Raw genomic sequence first — 20,346 nt, forward strand, 5'->3', positions numbered from 1 at the left:
GACGGATAAGCTGTTGATTGAAACTCTTAGGCAGTAGCTCTACTACCTAAGAGTTAAGATTAGCCGTATCTACCGATTATTCGCTAGGCTCGACCTGCTGCTGAAACACGAAATTAGCCGCTGTACTTTGATTCGCGGGGTGTAAGACCACATTACTGCTTAATAAATTAATATCATTTTCTGGGCCAGCAAATAAGGTAATGCCATTTAAATTAAGGTCAGCCGTAGAGTAGCCAGTCGCTTTAAAATTACTATTGGTCACACTATTGTGGGCATCACTAATGATTTGATTGAGTACCTGAGTGTGATCATTAGTGGGGCCATTCGAGGTAATGGTGCCATTACTATCCGCATCACCTGCCCATAGTAAAGCAATAGTGCCTTGCTCTATGCGTGCGTGAGTGCCATACACTGGCGTTGTAGCTAGGGTAAAGTCAACACTAACCGGCGTTGTTGAAAACGGTAGCGCAGTTTGAGTCATAACCCCTAGGTGATTACGGTGCTTAACAGATACCCAGTAGGTTGCGGTAGGTAAGGTCGGAAAGAGTAGCGTGGTGTCATTAGTAGCGGCATCGACAATATCACCGTCGCGCTGCAAGATAGCCGCCTTTTGTATAGCCGGTGTGGTTTCTCCCTCACGAGTGAGTTCAACAAGTACCCAATCTACCGGAGCATCGGAGGTAGTCAGCGTGAGCAGTTCCGGTGCTAAGGTTTCGGTGCCATTATAATTAAAAGGGGCATAGTTATAGGGCTGGGCGAGAGGTAAAACTTGTAAAGAACGTAAATCATCGCGCATTAAGCCCTCTTGATAAGCGCCTTGTAGCAAAGCTCGTACCCGTAGAGCTGGGGATTGAAAACGCCACAATACTTCCGTGCCTGAAGTCGAAACAGGATAGAGTTGTAATACTTGAGTGGTCGCTTGAGCGGTAAAACCAAAGTTTTGGGTATCAAAATCTGCACCATCATCGATGCCATCAAGGTCTTGATCTTGACCGTTGAGTGTGAGGTTGGCTTCTTGCGTATCGGAGAGATAGTCATTATCACTATTGGTATCCAGATAGTCAGGGGTATCATCCCCATCGGTATCAACCGGAATTACTCCCGCACTAGTGGCAGAGTCGTAGCTATTATCTAAACCATCTTGATCCCCGTCGAAATAGAGCGGATTAATATAGCTTGGTGTACCTTGTCCCTCAATGAGATCGGGGATACCATCGCCATCCGAATCTAAGTCTTGATAATTAGGTATACCATCTTGATCAGGATCGGCATCACCCTCAACGGTATTTAAAATACCATCACCATCGACATCAATATCAATGGTATCTCCCACGCCATCTCCATCTAGATCAGTTTCAATTTCAATATAGCTACTATCATAAATACCCTCTACCGCGTCATAGATACCGTATTTGATCTGATCGACGCCGAGGAAATTAGGATTGGCTTGATAGCTGATTGTGCCATTGGTATTTAGGGTGGCTTGTCCATTTTGGGCAGGGGTACAGATCTGATTCAAATCAAAGTCATAAACCGAGGCGACATCATTGGCTAAAGGATCGATGGTAAAGGCTTGGCGAGGACGTACTAAAACTGTGTCACGCACCGCGAAGGAGTTAGGAAAGCCTACGAAATAACCCGCCGCTCCCCGTGAGCCTGCGACGGTACTTAAGGTCGCTAAATAAGGGAGATCGGCTGTAACATTTACCGTCCCTGTTTTGCCTAGTATGTTGTATTGGAGGTAATTAACATTACCACTGAGAGGTGTGCCTTGGGTGAGTAGTTGATTATCTACCAATACTTGAGCCTCTTTTTCACCAATGATAGTCATGGCCGCATCCCCTATTTGCTCTACTTGAGGCAGAACGAGTTCTTGCATTTCTAAACTAGGGTGCAGTCCAGCGATAAAGTTTAAGCCTGTTCCGCTGCCGGATAAATTAGAAGAGGTTGATTGATAGACATAGGCCGGTTGGGAGGTGCGAATATAAAGCGAGTTATCAGCTCCCCAATGTCCCGGCAGCGCATAATAGTCCCCTGCATTAATGGTCGCTATAGGTTGAGAACCGCCATTGGCATAAATAATGGTGTTATCTTTATCCGCAACGACAATCGGGACTTCGGTATTATCCGTACCGACTCCGCGCACTAATAAAAAATCCTTACTGAGTAAGTTAGCAGGAATAATTTGATCCATACCAATATCTTGCTCTATGTCTTCTCCTCCCCCTAACCACGAGCCTGAATTCACCACAATCGGTTTATCCGCCGTGATGAGTGTGCCATTGAGTTCATTGACTAGGGTAGGCTGGACATTATTACCTGCATTCAGACGCATCCCCACCATAAAAGATTCGTATTTATTTAAAACGAGCGGATTAGGAATGGGTTGGACAAGCGTAACGCCAGCAGGTAAATCGCTAATATTAACCGTGGTATTATCCTTAGTCGCCATAATACTAAAACTATGGGAGCGAACATGCATTTTAGCAGTATCACTACTGGTCCATAAATGCCCAGTACGAAAACGGCGTCCGAGGGCGGTCTGGCCTTTAGCGATTAAAAAATTGCCTTGGCTCTTTGAGGAGTGACGAACCTGGGCATAGAAGCGCTTATCTCCCTGCAAAACTATGCCATCCGTGCGATTAACGCTCGCAATGTCAGCATCATTAACAATACCAAGCCCGGCATAGGTCGCTCCCCCATAAGGAGCTGTATTTAAATTTAAGCGTAATGGTGAGCTCTTGGTAATCGTAACGGTTTGGTTTAAGCCTTGAGTCGGGTCACTCTCATTTAGGGCATTTTTTAGCGTAATGGTGACAGTGCCTTCTTCTGGTGTAGATAACCATAAAAATTGTTGATTAATATTGTCAATAATGAGAGCACTAGGGACATATTGAGGAGGGATAATATGCTGAGTATCGAGCGTACCAATCTCGGCTTGTACAGTGCCACAACTATTTGCATAGGCATTGGATAGATTGAATAAAATGAAAATAAAAGACCAACTCAGTATAGTTTTGATGTATAGAGTAGATGCTTTTTGAGCAAAGAATTTAGACACGAATAGTTCCCCAAACAAAACAGAAGCTAATTTTTATTTAGACTTGAGTATTTGATCGAGAGAAATAGCTTTACTAGTGTATATTTAAGATGTTGATTTTATGTGTGATTTATAGGTAAAGGATCAAATACTACGAAGCACCTCATGGCTAGTAATAAAAGCAGCCTATTGATTTTTATATTAATAACAACAACATAACCCTAACCAACTGCTTATCGTTAAGTGACTGAGTAGTTTAGGTTTTTATTAAAAAATGTGCAAGGGTAATTTGCTATTATGAATAAACTGAGAATGCTTACTTTACGATGGGTATTGTGGGAGCAGCTTAGCTAGCGATTGGGAGCAAAAGCAGCCTTCTAATAAAAAAGACTGCTTTTGTAGCTAAAAGAGGTGCATAAAAAGGGTTAGTAAGTTAGCGTGCCATTGAGGGGTCTTGGAATACTTTCCAAGGATAATCTTCATCGTCTGGAACACGGCTCCAGAATAATTCACCCGAATTACGCCACGGGTCTAATAAAATACCACTGTCAAAAGGCTTGCCTTTAGCGGTCATGACTAGAGTACTATGCTCGCGCCATGCATTACCCTTATAGGCAACACCCCACCACAGATCAAAGGTTTTGAGTTTCTTTTTGTACATATGAGTACGCATAGCTTGCGTCCAGTCGGTACATAAACCTGCAGGGCGTTTTTTCGCATTACGTAACACATTATGGTACAGAGGAGGCCATGTTAGCCCCCACTCATTCGCTAAGTGGCGTGGATAAATATAAGCATCATAAGCGACATCCGCTGCTTCGCGCGGGCTTATGCTAGGACTCATAGCCTGTAAGGCGGTTTGTAGTTCACTAATATTTTTTTTAAGTTCGGGGGAAAGGTTATTCACTTGAGGCTGAGTAGACCCTGGAGTCATACTCACTCCATCATATTGCACTGCACACCCTGTCGAAGTTACTGCGACGAGTAACAAAACGGGGGCGAGACGGCGAACACTTACCATGAAATTAATCTTCCTTTCTAAAATACATTATATAGTTAACATCAATATCACGTCCAAGGCGATAACTTTGAAACAAGGGGTTATAAGTTAAACCACTAGTGTGTTGCAAGTCTAAACCAGCCTCATGCGCCCAAGCCTCTAGCTCAGATGGACGGATAAATTTAGCGTACTCATGTGTACCCCGTGGGAGCATATTCAAGATATATTCCGCACCTACAATTGCCAGAGCAAAGGCTTTAGCATTACGATTAATGGTGGAGAAAAAAACTTGCCCGCCGGGTTTGACTAAAGTGGCACAAGCTTTGATCACCGAAGAGGGATCAGGCACGTGCTCTAACATCTCCATACAAGTGACAACATCAAAGGTTTGAGGCATTTCTTCTGCTAAAGTTTCAGCGCTGACTTTGCGATAATCCACCGTGATCCCAGACTCTAACGCGTGAAGGCGTGCTACGGATAAAGGGGTTTCACCCAGATCAATACCTGTCACTATAGCGCCACGCCGTGCCATACTTTCGGCTAAAATCCCGCCGCCACAGCCCACATCGACGACTTTTTTTCCGGTTAAGCGTACGCGCTCATCAATATAGTTAAGACGCAGCGGGTTAATCGCATGGAGTGGTTTAAATTCACTTTCTTGATCCCACCAACGATGGGCAATATCTTCAAATTTGCGGATTTCATTTAAATCCACATTGGTTGTTGCAGTACTCATGCATAATCCTAGTTGTAAAACAGTCTGCATTACAGACAGAGCTGTTGGTTAAGATCCATTATTGGCAATAAATCTATCGCATTAAGTGACCTTGATCATTGCCATATGCAGCGCCTGTTGGGTTGGTGGCAGGTTTTGCAGTGGTGTTGTGGGGGCATTTTAGCAAGTCAAGCAGCAATATGCATTTCATCCATACTATTCAAGCTATTATTTGGTTTTGCTGTGCCATAAGTAATAAATCATCAAAGGTATGTATGTGAATAATTCGTGACCAATCAGTGTGCTATAGGTTTGGATTTAAGCCCGGAATCGGGTTATGATTGAGCTGTATATGTCATGAGGATATACAAGATGAGTAATGTACAAACAACGCTCTTTAAGAGTAATCGAAGCCAAGCGGTACGTTTGCCTAAAAGCGTAGAGCTACCTAGTGAAGTGCAACAAGTAAGAATTGTAGCGCTAGGTAGGCAGCGAATTATTACCCCACTCCATGAAAGTTGGGATGATTGGTTTGATCACCCTCATTGTACGGCTGATTTTATGGATGAGCGTCTGCAACCTAATGATCAGATTCGGGAGCTACTTTAGATGCTGCGGTATTTGTTGGATACCAATATGGTTATTTATACGATTAAAAATCGTCCGGCATCGGTACGTGAGGCATTTAAACGTTACGAAGGGCAGCTAGCTATTTCGACAGTGACATGGGGTGAGTTAATTTTTGGAGTAGAGCGCTCGTCACGTCCTGAGCAAAATCGTAAGGATATTGAGGGGTTGGCAGCACGTTTGGAGGTATTAATGTTTGATGATAGTGCAGCCGATCATTTTGGGCAGATTCGAGCCGAACTCTATGCGCTGGGTCAACCAATTGGCCCCTACGATATGATGATCGCAGGTCATGCCCGATCTCGTGGTTTAGTGCTAGTGACTAATAATACCCGTGAATTTAGTCGTGTAGCAGGGCTGCGTTTGGAGGGTTGGGTGAATTAATTGGATTCAGATAGTATAGTGATCTATTATTTAGTTCGTATTTTGTTCGGGATTTACTTTAGAGAACTCGGAAAATCTTAGAGTAGCTAAAAATGGTAGGACTACATTATGAGCAATAGTAGTAAGATTGAGTGGACTGAGCGGACGTGGAACCCAGTGACGGGATGTACCAAAATATCTCCTGGGTGTAAACACTGCTATGCTGAAACAATGGCGGTGCGCCTAAAGGCGATGGGAACACCAGGTTATAGTAATGGTTTTGAGCTATCACTGATGCCAGATCGTTTGAGCGAGCCTTTACAGCGTAAAAAGCCCACTTTATATTTTGTAAACAGTATGTCAGACCTATTTCATGAGGATGTACCGTTTGCCTATATTGATCAAGTCATGCGGGTGATTCACCAAACTCCTCAGCATACCTATCAGATATTAACTAAACGCGCTGAGCGTATGGCAGAATATTATACTGATCGAGTAATACCTCAGAATGTATGGCAAGGTGTTACAGTGGAGGATAAAAAATATGGTGTTCCACGTATAAATGCTTTACGTACAGTCAAAGCTAGAATTCGTTTTCTGTCAGTTGAGCCATTATTGGAGGATATAGGGGTAATTAATTTACAAGGTATTCATTGGGTGATTGTAGGGGGAGAAAGTGGTAGTCAGGCTCGCCCTATGCGTCCCGAATGGGCAGATAACGTCAGAATACAATGTGAAGCTCAAGGTGCGGCTTTCTTTTTTAAGCAGTGGGGCACGTGGGGTGCCGATGGTAAAAAGCGTAACAAGAATCTTAATGGACGTTTGCTTCATGGTAAACAATGGGATGGTTATCCACTTTCAGCGCATCCTTAAATGATTGCGTATAATATCATTAGCTACTCGTTTTGCTAGATCAGTAGCTTTTTGTCCTTTATTGGAAACGCAAAGGAATAAAGAAAATTGCTGTACACCTGTCACGGGTAGGGGTACTGGTTGAGCTACATAGTGAAATAAGCTTGATAAACGCTGATGTACATAGTTTTCTAATTCTTTAATACTAGCAGTTCGAGTAGTCTTATTAGAAAAGCCCCCAAATAAGTCCCCTTGCTTATCGGTATACTCATTTGAGTAAAAAATACGCTGCCACTCATCAGTGCCAAAAATAGTGTTAATCCGTTGTTTTTTATAATTTTCTATATTATCAAACTCTATTGATGTATTACGATACAGGCCAGAAAGAGAAAATAAAAACCATAAGTCTGTTTTCTCAGTAGCATTGATTTGTTGTAAGGTAGACCACTCAACACCTAAACCATAAGGATCAAGAAATAAAACTGCTCGCGTAAGGTAGCTAGCTCTACCCATTAGGTAGGTGTGAATAATGCTTGAAAGCTGATTGTTAGCATCAGCATGATAAAGTTTAATTCGATCTTTTAAGTGTTTGTATTCTTCAGATTGTACAATTTCTTGCAAACGCTCATAGTGTTTCTTCTTCTTTTCAATAAAGTGATAACTAGCGAATGCTGGTTGAGTAGCCAAGGCAATACGAGCTGATCCATCTAAAATGTCTACTTCCTTTTCTTCGTTAAATAAAGGGGCTGCTTCTTGTATGATCTGCTCGCGTTCGCCTGTACCTGCAAAAGCATCGATATACATTAGTTGAAAGGGATTTTCCCTTGTGGGTTGATATTGTAGAGCTTTGGTATAAAAGGAGAGGTAATCACGTAAAATAGCCAGTTTAATTTCAGTCCATGCACCACCAAATTTATGAGCCATATTTCGCCTTTCTCATGTTTAGAGCACTATTAGTACTTGGTAAAGAATAGATTCAATACTATTGAAAATTCTACTTTTTTGATTAAAAGTTTGTCAACTTATTGATTGTGTGCAAAATTTGTACAATAGAACTAACATCTAAAGGCATTATGATAAAAACAAGAAAAAATCGACTAGCGAGCTGATTTGTCTGACCTTCTGTTGGCGCACGGTCTCAATATGTGGCAGGATAGCGACAATAAGCCCCTTGTCGTTAACAATGGCATAGTGGGAAAGTATTTTGTTATCTTAAGCAACCATTAAAATCCAGCGCGCCAAAACTAATAAAGCAATAGTATAGTCATGAGTGTTGTCCGCAGTAGTACCACTGTAAAGGTAGTTATATTATGTTGAATAATGTTAAGAACCAACATGATTCCATTCGAGCCGTAGAGTGGAAAAATGACCATCTCATTCTCCTTGATCAGCGCAAACTACCGCATAATGAGCAGTATATTGAATTATATAGTGCAGAAGATGTGGCAGAAGCCATTCGTAATATGGTGGTACGCGGCGCACCTGCTATTGGGATTGCGGCAGCCTATGCACTGGTCTTAGCCGCTCGTAAAAGCTATAAACAATACCCCAATGACTGGCGTAATCGTCTAGAAATCGAAAAGGATATTCTAGCTAATGCTCGCCCTACCGCAGTCAGTTTAAAGTGGGCACTCAAACGTATGTGTGATGCGCTACTGCGGATTGATGGTGATCCTATTGCTACTTTATTAGAACTTGCGAAAACCATTCATAGCCGCGACATTGCCGCGAATTATCAAATGGGGCAGCTTGGTGCTCAATTAATTGACTCGGCTCACGGCTTAATTACCCATGGTAATACCGGATCATTAGCTACAGGCGGCTATGGTACGGCCTTGGGTGTGATTCGTAGCGCCTATGCTGATGGTAAGTTTGAGCGTATTTATGTGGGTGAAACTCGTCCTTGGTGGCAAGGCTCACGTCTGACCGCTTGGGAATTGGGCAAAGATCATATTCCTTATAAATTAGTCCCTGATAGTGCTATGGCGGCACTGATGGGAACTAAGCGTATTGCTGCTGTCATTGTTGGAGCAGATCGTATTGCTGCTAATGGCGATGTGGCGAATAAGATTGGCACCTATAGTTTGGCGGTGAATGCGCGTTATCATGGCATAAAGTTTATAGTAGTCGCGCCGACCAGTACCATTGATTTAGCTACCCTGACGGGGAATGATATTCCCATTGAAGAGCGCTCTATTGATGAGGTCTTACAAGTGGGTAATCAGCGTATTGCAGCACCGGGTGCTGATGCGTGGAATCCCTCTTTTGATGTGACACCCGCTGAGCTTATTGATGTGCTGGTGACAGAAAAAGGTGTCATCTATCATCCTAGTACTGAAAAACTTGCCCAACTCATGCAAGCGTGAGCTACTAGGATTGGTCTTATGTTATATCCAGTGAGTACTTTAGACGAATTGGCTGAGTACTCCAGTTTTGGGTTTGAAGTTCAAACAGAGCAGGGAATAGTGGATGGTTTTCTAGTAAAAACCGCAACCGATCAATACCTAGCTTATAAAAATCATTGCCCGCATCAGCATCTACCCTTGAATTGGAATCCGCACCAATTTTTAGATAAAAATAATGAGCTAATTGTCTGTGCCATGCATTTGGCTTTGTTTGAGCTGGAAACGGGGCAGTGTGTTGCAGGGCCTTGTACGGGAAAATCATTGACCCCGCTATCTATTGAAATTAGAGATCGTGTAGTATGGCTATCTATTGAGTCTTAAGGAAACCCTGTATGGATACAGTGTTAAGGGGGTCTAATAGTAAAGCCCAATGCCAACAACAAACCCGTATTGATCAATTTCTAGATAATATTTGGGCTGAGCGTGGGGTAAGTCGCAATACCTTAGAAGCCTATGAGCGTGACTTACGTAGTCTATGCGCTTGGCTAAATGAGCGAGAAAAGTCACTAGAACAGGCTCAACAAGAAGATTTATTAGAGTTCTTAAGTTTTAAAGTGGGTAAGGGCGCTAAGGCTTCGAGTAATGCCCGCTTATTATCTAGCTTAAGACGTTTTTATCGTTACTTACTGCGTATTTCAGTATTAGAGGCTGACCCTACTGCCCTAATTGAATCCCCACGTCAAGGGCGAGTATTACCCGGAACCTTAACTGAAAACGAAGTAGAACGGTTACTGAGAGCACCGGATACTACACATCCGCTCGGCATCCGTGATCGGGCTATGTTGGAGTTACTTTATGCTACTGGGTTGCGAGTGTCTGAATTGGTGATGATTCGCCAAGATGAAATCTCACTCGAACAAGGTATTGTGCGTATCATCGGTAAAGGGCGTAAAGAGCGTTTAGTCCCTATGGGGGAAGAGGCATTGCATTGGTTAGTGCAATACTTGCGTGAGGCGCGGGAAGAACTGATGCAGGGCAAAGGCTATTGTGAGCAAATGTTTATTACCAGTCGCGGGGCAGGTATGACACGTCAAGCCTTTTGGTATGTGATTAAACGTTATGCCCTGAGTGCGAATATTCATAAAGACATTTCACCCCATACCTTAAGGCATGCGTTTGCGACCCATTTATTGAATCATGGGGCGAACTTAAGGGTGGTACAGCTACTCTTAGGGCATAGCGATTTATCGACTACCCAAATTTATACGCATGTAGCACAAAGTCGCTTACAAGAACTCCATCGTAAACATCATCCCCGTGGGTAGTAAGTATACTCGCCACTGGGCGCGTGTTATGTTAGAAGGCGTTCATGAAAGCTAATTATAATAACGTGCTTATATTATTTCTAATCTTGTCTGGGATTTACACATACTATGGCTAAAAACTTAGTACTAGCAGCCGTGTTGAGTGCTGCTTTGTCAACATTGACATGGGCTGAAGATAAACCTGCTACAGCTCCGGCTGAAGCCGCCGCACCGGCTGCTGCTACTGAAAAAGTGGCAACTACTCCAGCGACGACTGAAGCTGCTGCTGAGAAAGTGGCTGCTACGCCTGCAACAACGGAGGCCGCTGCACCTGTGGCTACCCCTGAAAAAACAGCATCTGCTCCAGCGGCTAGTGTTGACCCTGAAGTCGTCAAACAAATCACAGAACAATTGAAACCCTTATTCGGTTCAGCACCGGATAGTGTTAAACCAACTCCTATAGCAGGTGTCTATGCGGTGAGTTTTGGTATGGAGTTACTTTATAGTAGCCCCGATGGGCGTTATGTTTTCAGTGGCGACTTAATTGATAGCAAAAGTCGTACTAACTTATCTGAAAATGCCCGCGCTTCAGGTCGCAAAGCGGTGATGGACAAAGCAGATCTAAGTAAGACCATTACCTTTAAAGCTAAAGGTGAGGAAAAATACGCGATTTCGGTATTTACCGATGTGTCTTGCCCCTATTGTGTGAAGCTGCACCATGAAGTGCCGAAACTCAATGATCTAGGCGTAACTGTGCATTATTTTGCCTATCCACGTGCAGGTGTTGGCTCAGGGCCTTATAAACAAATGGTGTCCGCGTGGTGCAGTGCTGATCCTATGAAGGCGATTAGTGAGCTGAAAGATGGTAAAACGATTGATCCTAAAGACTGCACCAATCCAGTTGCTGATCATTACAATCTAGGTCAAAAAGTAGGGGTAACAGGTACGCCTGCGATTGTGACGCAAGATGGGGTAATGATTGCAGGATACCGTCCGGCGCGTGAAATGTTTGAGGCTTTAGAAGAGAGTAAGGTTGCGCAATAGCCTTCTGTTATACTAGGTAATCCGTTATACTTTGGCGCTTAACGGTAGGTAAGCAGAAGAGACTGTTGGGGGTAAACTCAGACAGCACCGAAGGCGCAATTCCGCCCGGAAACGCTCAGGTAAAAGGACTGTTTGCTAATCACGCTCGGCGTGTAAGTTAACTCTGGAGAGTAGTGCTAAACGCACTCACCGAAGGGTAGTAACTGTGAATTCACAGGAATCTCTCAGGTTTCAGGACAGAGGGGCGGCAGATACAGCTGTGTCTGCCGCCCCTTTTGTTTGTTGGCTTTGGGAGATTATCGATGCAACGCACCCCTTTTTATATAAAACACCTCGAAGCAGGTGCCAAAATGGTGGATTTCGCGGGTTGGGAAATGCCGATTCATTACGGCTCACAACTCCAAGAACACCATGATGTCCGCACCGATGCAGGCATGTTTGACGTATCACACATGACCATTTTAGACCTTGAGGGGGCGGACGCTAAACCTTTCCTCTTAAAGCTACTCGCTAATAATGTTGATAAACTTAAAGAATCCGGCAAAGCCCTCTATAGCTGCATGCTAAATGAGCAAGGCGGCGTCATTGATGACCTCATTGTTTATTACCTCACCGATACTAAATACCGCATTGTGGTCAATGCCGCGACCCGCGAAAAAGATATTGCGTGGATGAATGAACAACTAAAACCCTTTAATGCCACGCTGACTTTCCGTAGTGATTTAGCCATGATCGCGGTGCAAGGCCCGAATGCACGTGACAAAGTATTAGGTATGATGCCCGCCCACGAAGTGGCGATTGCGGAGCCTTTAAAGCATTTCTATGGCGCATTTATTAATGACTGGTTCATAGCTCGCACGGGTTATACCGGCGAAGATGGGTTTGAAATGATGTTCCCCGCAACTCAAGCACCTAAAGTATGGGATGCGTTATTAGCCGCAGGTATCAAACCGATTGGCTTGGGCGCACGCGATACCTTGCGTTTAGAAGCGGGTATGAATCTATATGGCTTGGATATGGATGAAACGACCTCGCCGCTCACCTCAGGATTGGGTTGGACGATTGGTTGGCAACCTGCCGAGCGTGATTTTATCGGACGTAAAGCCTTAGAAGCTGAAAAAGCAGCGGGTGTGCAGCAGCGTTTTGTCGGTTTAGTACTAACAGGCAAGGGCGTATTGCGTAGCCATATGAAAGTGGTTTGTAGTCAAGGCGAGGGTGAAACCACCAGCGGCACCTTTTCCCCCACCCTTAAAGAATCGATTGCGTTCGCTCGTATTCCAGCGGGTACGGAGACCGAATGCCAAGTGGATATTCGGGGCAAATTACAATCGGCGCGTATTGTAAAGCCTAACTTTGTCCGCTTTGGTAAATCAGTGTTAGATGTGTAACAGAGTGAGTTTGTTCTCTGAAAGATTACCCCTCCCCAACCCTCCCCTTGGTAGGAGAGGGCGTTGGTTTTACCTCTTCCCCTGTCAAGGGGTAGATCGAGAGGGGGTTTTAGTAACCTTCGCAAGAACCGTATTATTTTTCCCCTTAATCTTATTCTCTCTTGGAGATCATCATGAGCAATGTATTAGCTAATTTAAAGTATTCCGAATCACATGAATGGTTACTCGATAATGGTGATGGCACCGTGACGGTGGGTATTACCGATCATGCACAGGCCTTATTAGGTGATTTAGTGTTTGTGGAAGTGCCTGAAGTGGGTAGCACCTTTGCCGTTGGTGATGAGTGTGGCGTGGTGGAGTCAGTGAAAGCCGCCTCTGACCTTTATGCGCCTGTATCCGGTGAAGTGACCGAAGTTAATGAAGCACTAGGGGATAGCCCTGAATCCGTGAATGCAGATCCTTATGGTGCGGGTTGGATTTTTAAAGTGAAATTAGCCGATAAAGCTCAACTCGCTAGCCTCATGGATGCAGCAGCTTATCAAGCACTCTTAGACAGTGAAGCGTAATCGATTGATTTGAAGGTGTAACATTATGACAAATTCACGCGTCGCTTTGGCTGATCTTGAACAGCGCGACGATTTCATTGCCCGCCACATAGGCCCTAGTGACGCTGATACACAGGTCATGTTGCAAACGGTAGGTGCAGAGTCCTTAGATGATCTGATCGATAGTACGGTACCTGCCAATATTCGTAGCGCTAATCCTTTGAATTTAGAGGGTAGCTACACCGAGACTGAGGCATTGGCCTATTTGCAAAGCCTAGCCTCACAAAATAAGGTCGCAAAGTCTTATATCGGTATGGGGTATTACCCTACGATTGTACCGCCGGTGATCCAACGCAATGTGTTAGAAAATCCGGGTTGGTATACCGCCTACACGCCGTATCAGCCGGAAATTTCTCAAGGCCGCTTAGAAGCATTACTCAATTACCAGCAAATGGTGATAGACCTAACGGGTATGGATATTGCGAATGCGTCCTTATTAGATGAAGCCACCGCAGCGGCTGAGGCGATGACACTCTGTAAGCGTTCTAATAAGCTTAAATCAGATAAATATTTTGTCGCAGATACGGTGCATCCACAGACCATTGATGTACTCAAAACACGGGCGGAGTATTTTGGTTTTGAATTAGTGATTGCGCCCCTAAGTGAACTCTCTAAGCACGAAGTTTTTGGGGTAGCCGTACAGTATCCCAGCACGACGGGTGAAATTATTGATCTCGATGCGATTATTAAACAAGCGCATGATCAAAAAGCTTTGGTCTGTGTTGCGACTGATTTAATGGCACTTATCACGCTCAAATCTCCGGGTGAGTGTGGTGCAGATGTCGTAGTGGGTAATTCCCAGCGCTTTGGTGTACCGATGGGGTTCGGTGGCCCACATGCAGCATTCTTTGCTACTAAAGATGCGTTTAAACGGACGATGGCAGGACGCTTGATTGGCGTATCTATCGATAGTCATGGTAAGCAAGCTTTACGGATGGCGATGCAAACCCGTGAACAACACATTCGCCGCGAAAAAGCGACCTCCAATATTTGTACTGCCCAAGCCTTACTCGCCAATATGGCAGGCTTTTATGCGGTCTATCACGGTGCGGAAGGCTTAAAGAAAATTGCCGGACGAATCCATCGTTTAACCAGTATTTTAGCCCAAGGCTTACAACAAAAAGGCCTGAAACTATTAAATGATACCTGGTTTGACACTCTAACCTTAGTCGTTGGGGATAAGCAAAACGCTTTATATCAAGCGGCATTAGCGGCCAATATCAATTTACGCAAAGTCGATAGTGATAAATTAGGTATTAGCCTTGATGAAACTACCACACGGTCGGATGTCGAGCAGTTATTCACGGTATTACTCGGTCAAGGTCATGGCTTAACGATTGAGCAGCTGGATCAAGTCGTGCAGACAGGGGGAAGCGGTATTCCCTCTGGCTATGCTCGCACGAGTCCATTCCTTACGCATCCGGTATTCAATACGCATCACTCTGAATCTGAAATGTTGCGCTATCTCAAGCGCTTAGAGAATAAGGACTTTTCTCTAACACACGGTATGATTCCGCTCGGCTCTTGCACTATGAAGCTCAATGCAACGGCAGAAATGATGCCGATTACATGGCCTGAGTTTGCCCAGATTCACCCCTTTGCCCCGAAGGAGCAAACCACGGGTTATCAAGCCATGATTCGAGAGCTAGAGGCGTGGCTGGTTGAAATTACGGGTTATGATGCGATTTCTATGCAGCCTAATTCAGGGGCGCAAGGTGAGTATGCCGGTTTGGTCGCGATTCGTCGTTATCAGGCCAGTATTGGACAAGGCCATCGTGATGTATGCTTAATCCCCAGCTCTGCACACGGAACGAATCCGGCCTCTGCTGCTATGGTGAATCTCAAAGTGGTAGTGGTGGAGTGTGACAGCAATGGCAATGTGGATATTAATGATCTACGCGCTAAAGCTGAGCAACACAAAGAGGATTTATCCTGTTTGATGGTGACCTATCCTTCGACTCATGGTGTGTTTGAGCAGGATATTGTGGAGATTTGCCAGATTGTGCATGAGTTCGGCGGTCAGGTGTATATGGACGGCGCGAATATGAATGCTCAGGTGGGACTATCTAAGCCGGGGAAATTTGGCTCGGATGTGTCGCATTTGAATCTGCATAAAACCTTTGCGATTCCACATGGTGGTGGTGGCCCCGGAATGGGACCAATCGGGGTAAAAGCACATCTAGCACCTTTCTTATCTAGCCATGTGGTCAATCCACCTGAAGGTATTCCACAAGGTAATAGTGCTGTATCGGCGGCTCCTTATGGTAGTGGTGCCATTCTGCCCATTTCGTGGATGTATATTAAGCTGATGGGTGCAGAAGGCCTCAAGAAAGCCACTCAAATGGCTATTTTGAATGCTAATTACATTATGCAACGCCTGAGTGCTCATTATCCGGTGTTATTCCGTGGGGCTAATGGTCGAGTAGCACATGAGTGCATTATTGATATTCGCCCGATAAAAGCCGCGTCCGGTATGGATGAATCGGATATTGCCAAGCGTTTAATGGATTATGGTTTCCATGCACCGACGATGTCGTTTCCGGTTGCAGGTACATTAATGATTGAGCCGACCGAATCCGAGCCTAAAGAAGAGCTGGATCGTTTTTGTGATGCCATGATTGCCATTCGTGAAGAGATTCAAAAGGTTCAAGACGGTGTATGGCCTAAGGATAATAATCCATTAGTGAATGCGCCGCATACCTTAGATGATTTAGTGAATGCGTGGGAGCGTCCTTATAGTCAAACGGAGGCGGTATTCCCGAAAGGTATTCATCCAACTGCGAAATATTGGCCTACGGTAAATCGTATTGATAATGTCTATGGTGATAGGAATTTAGTGTGTTCTTGTCCGAGTGTGGATAGTTATCGCTAAAGAGTAATAGACATATTGATCAGGAAAGGGGGCATATGCCCCTTTTTCTTTGATAGCTTATTTGTGTTTACGTGATTTATGTACTACATTTGAATACATTCGATGATCAATTGGAGTGACTCTATGAGCCGTACTGCTGTGATTACAACCCGTGTTGACCCTGTTTTAAAAGATAATGCTGAGCAGATTTTCGCTCAATTAGGTATGACAACGGCACAAGCGATCAATATGTTTTTAAAACAAGTAGAACTGATGAGAGGTTTACCTTTTACGCCCCGCTTACCAGAAGAGGCTAAGTTAAGAGCAACACAGCCTTTTATAGTAGAAACCTTTGATTTAGGGCTAAATACTATGCCAGATCGGGATGAGTTATATGCTGAGCGTGGATTATGAGTGCTCTGTATGCGATTGATACCAATTTATTAGTGTATGCCCATAATACAACAGCCCCTTTTCATACCGAGGCTAAATCGTTTATTGAAAAAGCTTTTAGTAATTATGATATTAGTAGGGAAGTATGTATTCCCGCTCAGGTACTAGTTGAATTTCTAAATGTGATAACGTGGTCAAAAATAGGAAATCCCCTCCCATTAGACAAAGCAACCATTATTGTGCAAAGGTATATAGCTTCAGGTGTTCCTATTATTCATCCGCAAGCGACTCAATTAACGACTCTTTTTTCATTATTAGAAGGGATGACGACACGAAAAAAGATATTTGATGTCGCCTTAGCTGCAACGCTTAAAGATAATAATATTAAGGGTTTATACACCATCAATGTTAAAGATTTTAAAGAATTTGGTTTTTTAGATGTGGTAAACCCTTTAGCTATTAATTAGCAAGAAATGAAGAGGTTGGTTTACTCATTTTGTCAAATAGTTTGTTATTAACCTACCAATTAAATAGCAGATGGGGTTAATTTTAACTCATTGATTTATAATAGAAATAAGTGGAATTTAGCTTAACTATGTCGCCTATTTATTTAGGGGATTAATATTAGGTGACTTATTATGACATGCTATAATAAATCATAAGTAGAGAGGTCTAAATCATGGCTCTTGTATACGAAGAAATCATTGATTTTATTGCTGCGGGAACCACACCCGATAAAGTTATTGCTTTCAGACCTTCAGAGGCATCTAATATACGAGTGAGTGATCTGATTCATAAGTCTAAGAGTACTACCCTATCTGTGGAGGAAGTGTCCGAATTAGAACATTATTTGCGGCTTGAGCACTTGATGCGTATGGCAAAAGCTCGCGCTCAAAAGCTTCTTATCCAATAAAAAAATAATATAATTCGTATTCGATGCCAGAGATACGCCGTTCTTTAAAATCATTGTGAAAGCCAAGGCAGGTAATAATATGATTACGGTTTGTTACCCAAGAGATGAAGTCGAGCAAATCCTACTAGTTGCTGAACTAGGCGCTGCTGATATTCCTTATTTTATAAACTCACAATATTTAGGGGGTATATTACCCGGTATGCAAATCCCCGGATATAACGAAAGGTCTATTAGTGTTCCTCCTTCCTATTATGAAGAGGCTATTGAGGTCATTAATAAATTTAGAGAGCATTATGTACCCCAATCAGAAGGGTTAAGAAGCACCTCAAAATTTAGAATATTATTAGAAGCTGTTTTATTCGGTTGGGCGATTCCTTATGGAAAGAAGAAAAATAAAAAGTAGCTTTGTTAAGCTTGATACTCACTAATCAACTGTTGTATGTGAGGATGAGAGTATCTATAGCTCACAATAAAAACGTTAAGATCAAAGCTCTTATACAACTCTAAACTCCGTGCAATCGCATTTATAATCCACTCTTGATTATTACCAAATGCACCGCCACCTAGCAGTGTTAGATAGATTTTATTATTACCTGTGTTTAATTGATTCAATATTCCTGCACAGAACGTTGCCTCATAGGCAGCTTCTAATATTAATTTTGCAAACTCTGCCCATAGTTTTGCCGGCAGATTAGAATAGGAAACAGGTAGTGCAGAACAATACGCTTGAGTAACAGTGTGTTTTGCCTCGTTTAATGTCACTTCAGTATTCCACTGAATACCAATACGCAATAATTTTCTTAATTCATCCCGCTCTAATTCACTAGCTGATATTATTTGATTATTGATGGCATCTAACCCTTCTAGTGAGGGTAAAGCGTAGCCATTTTTCATTTGCCATAATTGATTTTTGGAATTTTCTAAAGCTGCTCCCATCTCAGCAAGGCAATCTATTTGATTATCAGCCGTTTGGCCTATTTTGCCATTAACCGGAGCAAAGTAATTTCGATAAATAGTGCCAGCACCGGCGGCAATAGCACAAGCAGGCCCTTGGGTTAAATCATATTCGTATCGATTTACTCCATCCTCAGGTGTCACACTAGGATGAACCATTTCTAAAAGATTAAATTGTGAGGCAACTTGAAATAAGGCATTAGCATTTGATTGATCAATATGTAATTGTTGGGCATGGGCTATTTATTACTTCATTAACCACTAGTTTTCCAGAAATAGCCTGTTTTCTACTAATACGCTGCCTTAGTTCTGCTAGTGAGGGGATTTCTAATTGACCACACTGATATTGTTTATCATTGACATGAGATTTTAATATTAATCCTTCAACGGATAAATTCTCTCGAACTTGCGCTGGATTTTCTTCATGAAAGCCTGTTAGTTTTTTAAACCACATATGGTTATCCTCACCTTGTTTTTATCAAAAGTTAACTATTTCGAGAAAGTATTCTATTGTATCCGTTCAAAGTCGCTATCTTTGCCAACATTCGGCATCTCTGTTAAGAGCGTGAGAAAGTTTTTTTTCTTAGGACGCATTAGTACCTGCTCTAAAATTTGACGGTGAGCAGCTTCAGCACTAATACCTAACTGGCTGGCATGTAGTTTTAAAGCTTGAGCGATTTCATCGCTGATGTTCCTGACAATCAGAGTAGCCATAGCTGTCAACCTATACTGTGGTTTGATAGTTAAGTGATAACATTGCTATCATTTTTTAGCGATAACTAATAGACCTGCGACAATCAGCCCCGCACCTAATAACATGCGTACTGTAATCACCTCTTTGAGTAGCAACCACGCCATTAACATAGCAATCAATACACTGCCTTTATCAATGAGAGCTACGGTTGCAACATCTCCCTCTTTCAGCGCTTTATAATAAAATATCCATGACAAAGTCGTAGTGACACCCGATAACCCAAGCCATAACCAATTTGTCGAATTAACTTTACTCCAGTCCGCTGTAGGTATAGCAACCCACGCGAAACCTAAGACCAGCACAAATACAAATAGGGTACGTATGGTTAATCCTAATTCACCCGAAATACCGGCTAGTCCTTGTTTGGCAATAACAGAAGTAAATCCGGCAAAAAACATAGAGATAAACGCATAAATAACCCATCGCTCTAGCATGAATAATGTCCTATTTCGAGGCTGATAGCTTGATAAGTACCTAATAAAAGTAATCGTATGTTTCTGGAGTAGTTTTAAAGGTACGATTACTTCTAGGTGAGTAGTTAGGTGATGATACTAGTTACAAATCTAATAGCTCCACTACTATCGGCCAGATATTATCTAATAATTTAGGCTGTGCTTTAGCATTCGGATGTAAACCATCGGGTAATAATAAATCCTCTTGTAAAGCCACTCCATCTAAGAAAAATGGATTAAAAGGTAATTGATATTGCTCGGCTAAATCCACAAAAGTCTTATCATACTGCTCACGGTATAAACGCCCGAAATTAGCCGGCATATGCATACCGAGTAAGGCGACTTTTGCCCCACTTTTCTGTGCCATTTGAATCATCTGGTCTAAATTACTACGCATGGCTTTAACCGATAAGCCACGTAGCCCATCATTCGCACCTAGCTCTAGAATGACAAAATTAGGTTTATAGGTATCTAAATGCGCCGGAAAGCGGGTTAAGCCACCACTAGTGGTTTCGCCACTGACACTGCCATTGACCACCTTAATATCGCTAGCTCCCTCGGTATTCTCCAGTTTAGATTGGAGTAATTGCACCCAGCCTTCATCGGTACTGATACCATAGGCGGCACTTAGGCTGTCACCCCAGACTAATAGCGTGCGTGTTGAGTTCGGCTCATTGGCAAACACTTGACTACTCCAGCTCAAAAACAGGGTGATAATAACCATGAATAATCCACGTAATTGCATG

The 20,346-nt window shown here is 43.1% G+C and carries 23 protein-coding genes and 2 riboswitches; of the genes, 14 read left to right on the forward strand and 9 right to left on the reverse strand.

The window, feature by feature from the left end; genetic code table 11:
* Window positions 1–76: 76 nt before the first annotated feature.
* The 3 genes from A3IK_RS20160 to ubiG all read right to left on the reverse strand — a co-directional run bounded on the left by A3IK_RS20160 (window position 77) and on the right by ubiG (window position 4,776).
* Window positions 77–3,061: an Ig-like domain-containing protein gene (locus tag A3IK_RS20160; RefSeq protein ID WP_020558841.1), complete on the reverse strand. Its 2,985-nt coding sequence runs from the start codon at window positions 3,059–3,061 to the stop codon at window positions 77–79.
* Between the two features lie 412 nt (window positions 3,062–3,473).
* On the reverse strand, window positions 3,474–4,061 hold the full coding sequence (locus A3IK_RS0104785; protein ID WP_040848694.1) for a hypothetical protein: 588 nt from the start codon (window positions 4,059–4,061) through the stop codon (window positions 3,474–3,476).
* 4 nt (window positions 4,062–4,065) lie between these two features.
* The gene (ubiG, locus tag A3IK_RS0104790; protein WP_020558843.1) at window positions 4,066–4,776 is read right to left on the reverse strand and encodes a bifunctional 2-polyprenyl-6-hydroxyphenol methylase/3-demethylubiquinol 3-O-methyltransferase UbiG; all 711 of its coding nucleotides are present in this window, start codon (window positions 4,774–4,776) and stop codon (window positions 4,066–4,068) included.
* Window positions 4,777–5,127: 351 nt separating this feature from the next.
* Between ubiG and vapB the strand changes: the two genes are divergently transcribed.
* The 3 genes from vapB to A3IK_RS0104805 all read left to right on the forward strand — a co-directional run bounded on the left by vapB (window position 5,128) and on the right by A3IK_RS0104805 (window position 6,618).
* Window positions 5,128–5,364 carry a type II toxin-antitoxin system VapB family antitoxin gene (vapB, locus tag A3IK_RS0104795; protein WP_020558844.1) on the forward strand — a complete coding sequence of 79 codons (237 nt, stop codon included), beginning with the start codon at window positions 5,128–5,130 and terminating at the stop codon, window positions 5,362–5,364.
* Window positions 5,365–5,766: a type II toxin-antitoxin system tRNA(fMet)-specific endonuclease VapC gene (vapC, locus tag A3IK_RS0104800; RefSeq protein ID WP_020558845.1), complete on the forward strand. Its 402-nt coding sequence runs from the start codon at window positions 5,365–5,367 to the stop codon at window positions 5,764–5,766. It abuts the gene before it with no gap.
* Window positions 5,767–5,874: 108 nt separating this feature from the next.
* Window positions 5,875–6,618 (forward strand): DUF5131 family protein, encoded by a 744-nt coding sequence (locus A3IK_RS0104805; protein ID WP_020558846.1) that lies wholly within the window; start codon window positions 5,875–5,877, stop codon window positions 6,616–6,618.
* Here A3IK_RS0104805 and tcmP read toward each other — a convergent pair.
* Window positions 6,604–7,521, reverse strand: coding sequence for a three-Cys-motif partner protein TcmP (tcmP, locus tag A3IK_RS0104810; protein ID WP_020558847.1), 918 nt, complete (start codon window positions 7,519–7,521; stop codon window positions 6,604–6,606). The two genes, A3IK_RS0104805 and tcmP, sit on opposite strands and share 15 nt — an antisense overlap.
* Before the next feature lie 386 nt (window positions 7,522–7,907).
* On the opposite strand from tcmP, the gene mtnA reads away from it, so the two are divergent.
* The 11 genes from mtnA (at window position 7,908) to A3IK_RS0104865 (ending at window position 17,843) form a co-directional block, all read left to right on the forward strand.
* Complete coding sequence (gene mtnA, locus A3IK_RS0104815) at window positions 7,908–8,963, forward strand: S-methyl-5-thioribose-1-phosphate isomerase (protein ID WP_020558848.1); 1,056 nt, start codon at window positions 7,908–7,910, stop codon at window positions 8,961–8,963.
* A gap of 18 nt (window positions 8,964–8,981) precedes the next feature.
* Window positions 8,982–9,323, forward strand: a complete 342-nt coding sequence (locus A3IK_RS0104820) for a Rieske (2Fe-2S) protein (protein ID WP_020558849.1) — start codon at window positions 8,982–8,984, stop codon at window positions 9,321–9,323.
* A gap of 11 nt (window positions 9,324–9,334) precedes the next feature.
* Window positions 9,335–10,267 carry a site-specific tyrosine recombinase XerD gene (xerD, locus tag A3IK_RS0104825; RefSeq protein ID WP_020558850.1) on the forward strand — a complete coding sequence of 311 codons (933 nt, stop codon included), beginning with the start codon at window positions 9,335–9,337 and terminating at the stop codon, window positions 10,265–10,267.
* Between the two features lie 108 nt (window positions 10,268–10,375).
* On the forward strand, window positions 10,376–11,290 hold the full coding sequence (locus A3IK_RS0104830) for a DsbC family protein (protein WP_020558851.1): 915 nt from the start codon (window positions 10,376–10,378) through the stop codon (window positions 11,288–11,290).
* Between the two features lie 43 nt (window positions 11,291–11,333).
* Window positions 11,334–11,431, forward strand: a riboswitch (glycine riboswitch).
* Between the two features lie 12 nt (window positions 11,432–11,443).
* A riboswitch (glycine riboswitch) is annotated at window positions 11,444–11,540 on the forward strand.
* Window positions 11,541–11,592: 52 nt separating this feature from the next.
* The gene (gcvT, locus tag A3IK_RS0104835) at window positions 11,593–12,678 is read left to right on the forward strand and encodes a glycine cleavage system aminomethyltransferase GcvT (protein WP_020558852.1); all 1,086 of its coding nucleotides are present in this window, start codon (window positions 11,593–11,595) and stop codon (window positions 12,676–12,678) included.
* 173 nt (window positions 12,679–12,851) lie between these two features.
* A complete protein-coding gene (gene gcvH, locus A3IK_RS0104840; RefSeq protein WP_020558853.1) occupies window positions 12,852–13,244 on the forward strand; it encodes a glycine cleavage system protein GcvH in 393 nt (130 codons plus the stop codon).
* A gap of 25 nt (window positions 13,245–13,269) precedes the next feature.
* Window positions 13,270–16,155 carry an aminomethyl-transferring glycine dehydrogenase gene (gene gcvP / locus A3IK_RS0104845; protein WP_020558854.1) on the forward strand — a complete coding sequence of 962 codons (2,886 nt, stop codon included), beginning with the start codon at window positions 13,270–13,272 and terminating at the stop codon, window positions 16,153–16,155.
* 123 nt (window positions 16,156–16,278) lie between these two features.
* Complete coding sequence (locus A3IK_RS0104850; RefSeq protein ID WP_020558855.1) at window positions 16,279–16,548, forward strand: type II toxin-antitoxin system RelB/DinJ family antitoxin; 270 nt, start codon at window positions 16,279–16,281, stop codon at window positions 16,546–16,548.
* Window positions 16,545–16,994: a type II toxin-antitoxin system VapC family toxin gene (locus tag A3IK_RS0104855; RefSeq protein ID WP_020558856.1), complete on the forward strand. Its 450-nt coding sequence runs from the start codon at window positions 16,545–16,547 to the stop codon at window positions 16,992–16,994. Before A3IK_RS0104850 ends, A3IK_RS0104855 begins: the two co-directional genes overlap by 4 nt.
* A gap of 212 nt (window positions 16,995–17,206) precedes the next feature.
* Window positions 17,207–17,440: a hypothetical protein gene (locus A3IK_RS0104860; RefSeq protein WP_020558857.1), complete on the forward strand. Its 234-nt coding sequence runs from the start codon at window positions 17,207–17,209 to the stop codon at window positions 17,438–17,440.
* Window positions 17,441–17,519: 79 nt separating this feature from the next.
* Window positions 17,520–17,843, forward strand: coding sequence for a hypothetical protein (locus A3IK_RS0104865; protein ID WP_020558858.1), 324 nt, complete (start codon window positions 17,520–17,522; stop codon window positions 17,841–17,843).
* A gap of 5 nt (window positions 17,844–17,848) precedes the next feature.
* On the opposite strand, the gene A3IK_RS18550 is transcribed toward A3IK_RS0104865, so the two are convergent.
* The 5 genes from A3IK_RS18550 to A3IK_RS0104885 all read right to left on the reverse strand — a co-directional run bounded on the left by A3IK_RS18550 (window position 17,849) and on the right by A3IK_RS0104885 (window position 20,345).
* Window positions 17,849–18,538 carry a hypothetical protein gene (locus tag A3IK_RS18550; protein WP_211209412.1) on the reverse strand — a complete coding sequence of 230 codons (690 nt, stop codon included), beginning with the start codon at window positions 18,536–18,538 and terminating at the stop codon, window positions 17,849–17,851.
* Window positions 18,539–18,608: 70 nt separating this feature from the next.
* Window positions 18,609–18,848 carry a hypothetical protein gene (locus A3IK_RS21485; RefSeq protein ID WP_211209413.1) on the reverse strand — a complete coding sequence of 80 codons (240 nt, stop codon included), beginning with the start codon at window positions 18,846–18,848 and terminating at the stop codon, window positions 18,609–18,611.
* A 53-nt stretch (window positions 18,849–18,901) separates the two neighbouring features.
* Window positions 18,902–19,108, reverse strand: a complete 207-nt coding sequence (locus A3IK_RS0104875) for a FitA-like ribbon-helix-helix domain-containing protein (RefSeq protein ID WP_020558859.1) — start codon at window positions 19,106–19,108, stop codon at window positions 18,902–18,904.
* A 48-nt stretch (window positions 19,109–19,156) separates the two neighbouring features.
* Window positions 19,157–19,582 (reverse strand): EamA family transporter, encoded by a 426-nt coding sequence (locus A3IK_RS0104880; RefSeq protein WP_020558860.1) that lies wholly within the window; start codon window positions 19,580–19,582, stop codon window positions 19,157–19,159.
* A gap of 121 nt (window positions 19,583–19,703) precedes the next feature.
* Window positions 19,704–20,345, reverse strand: a complete 642-nt coding sequence (locus A3IK_RS0104885) for an arylesterase (protein ID WP_020558861.1) — start codon at window positions 20,343–20,345, stop codon at window positions 19,704–19,706.
* Between the last annotated feature and the right edge of the window lies 1 nt (window position 20,346).

The sequence above is a fragment of the Thiofilum flexile DSM 14609 genome (genome assembly GCF_000380185.1).
Classification (GTDB): Bacteria; Pseudomonadota; Gammaproteobacteria; order Thiotrichales; family Thiotrichaceae; genus Thiofilum; species Thiofilum flexile.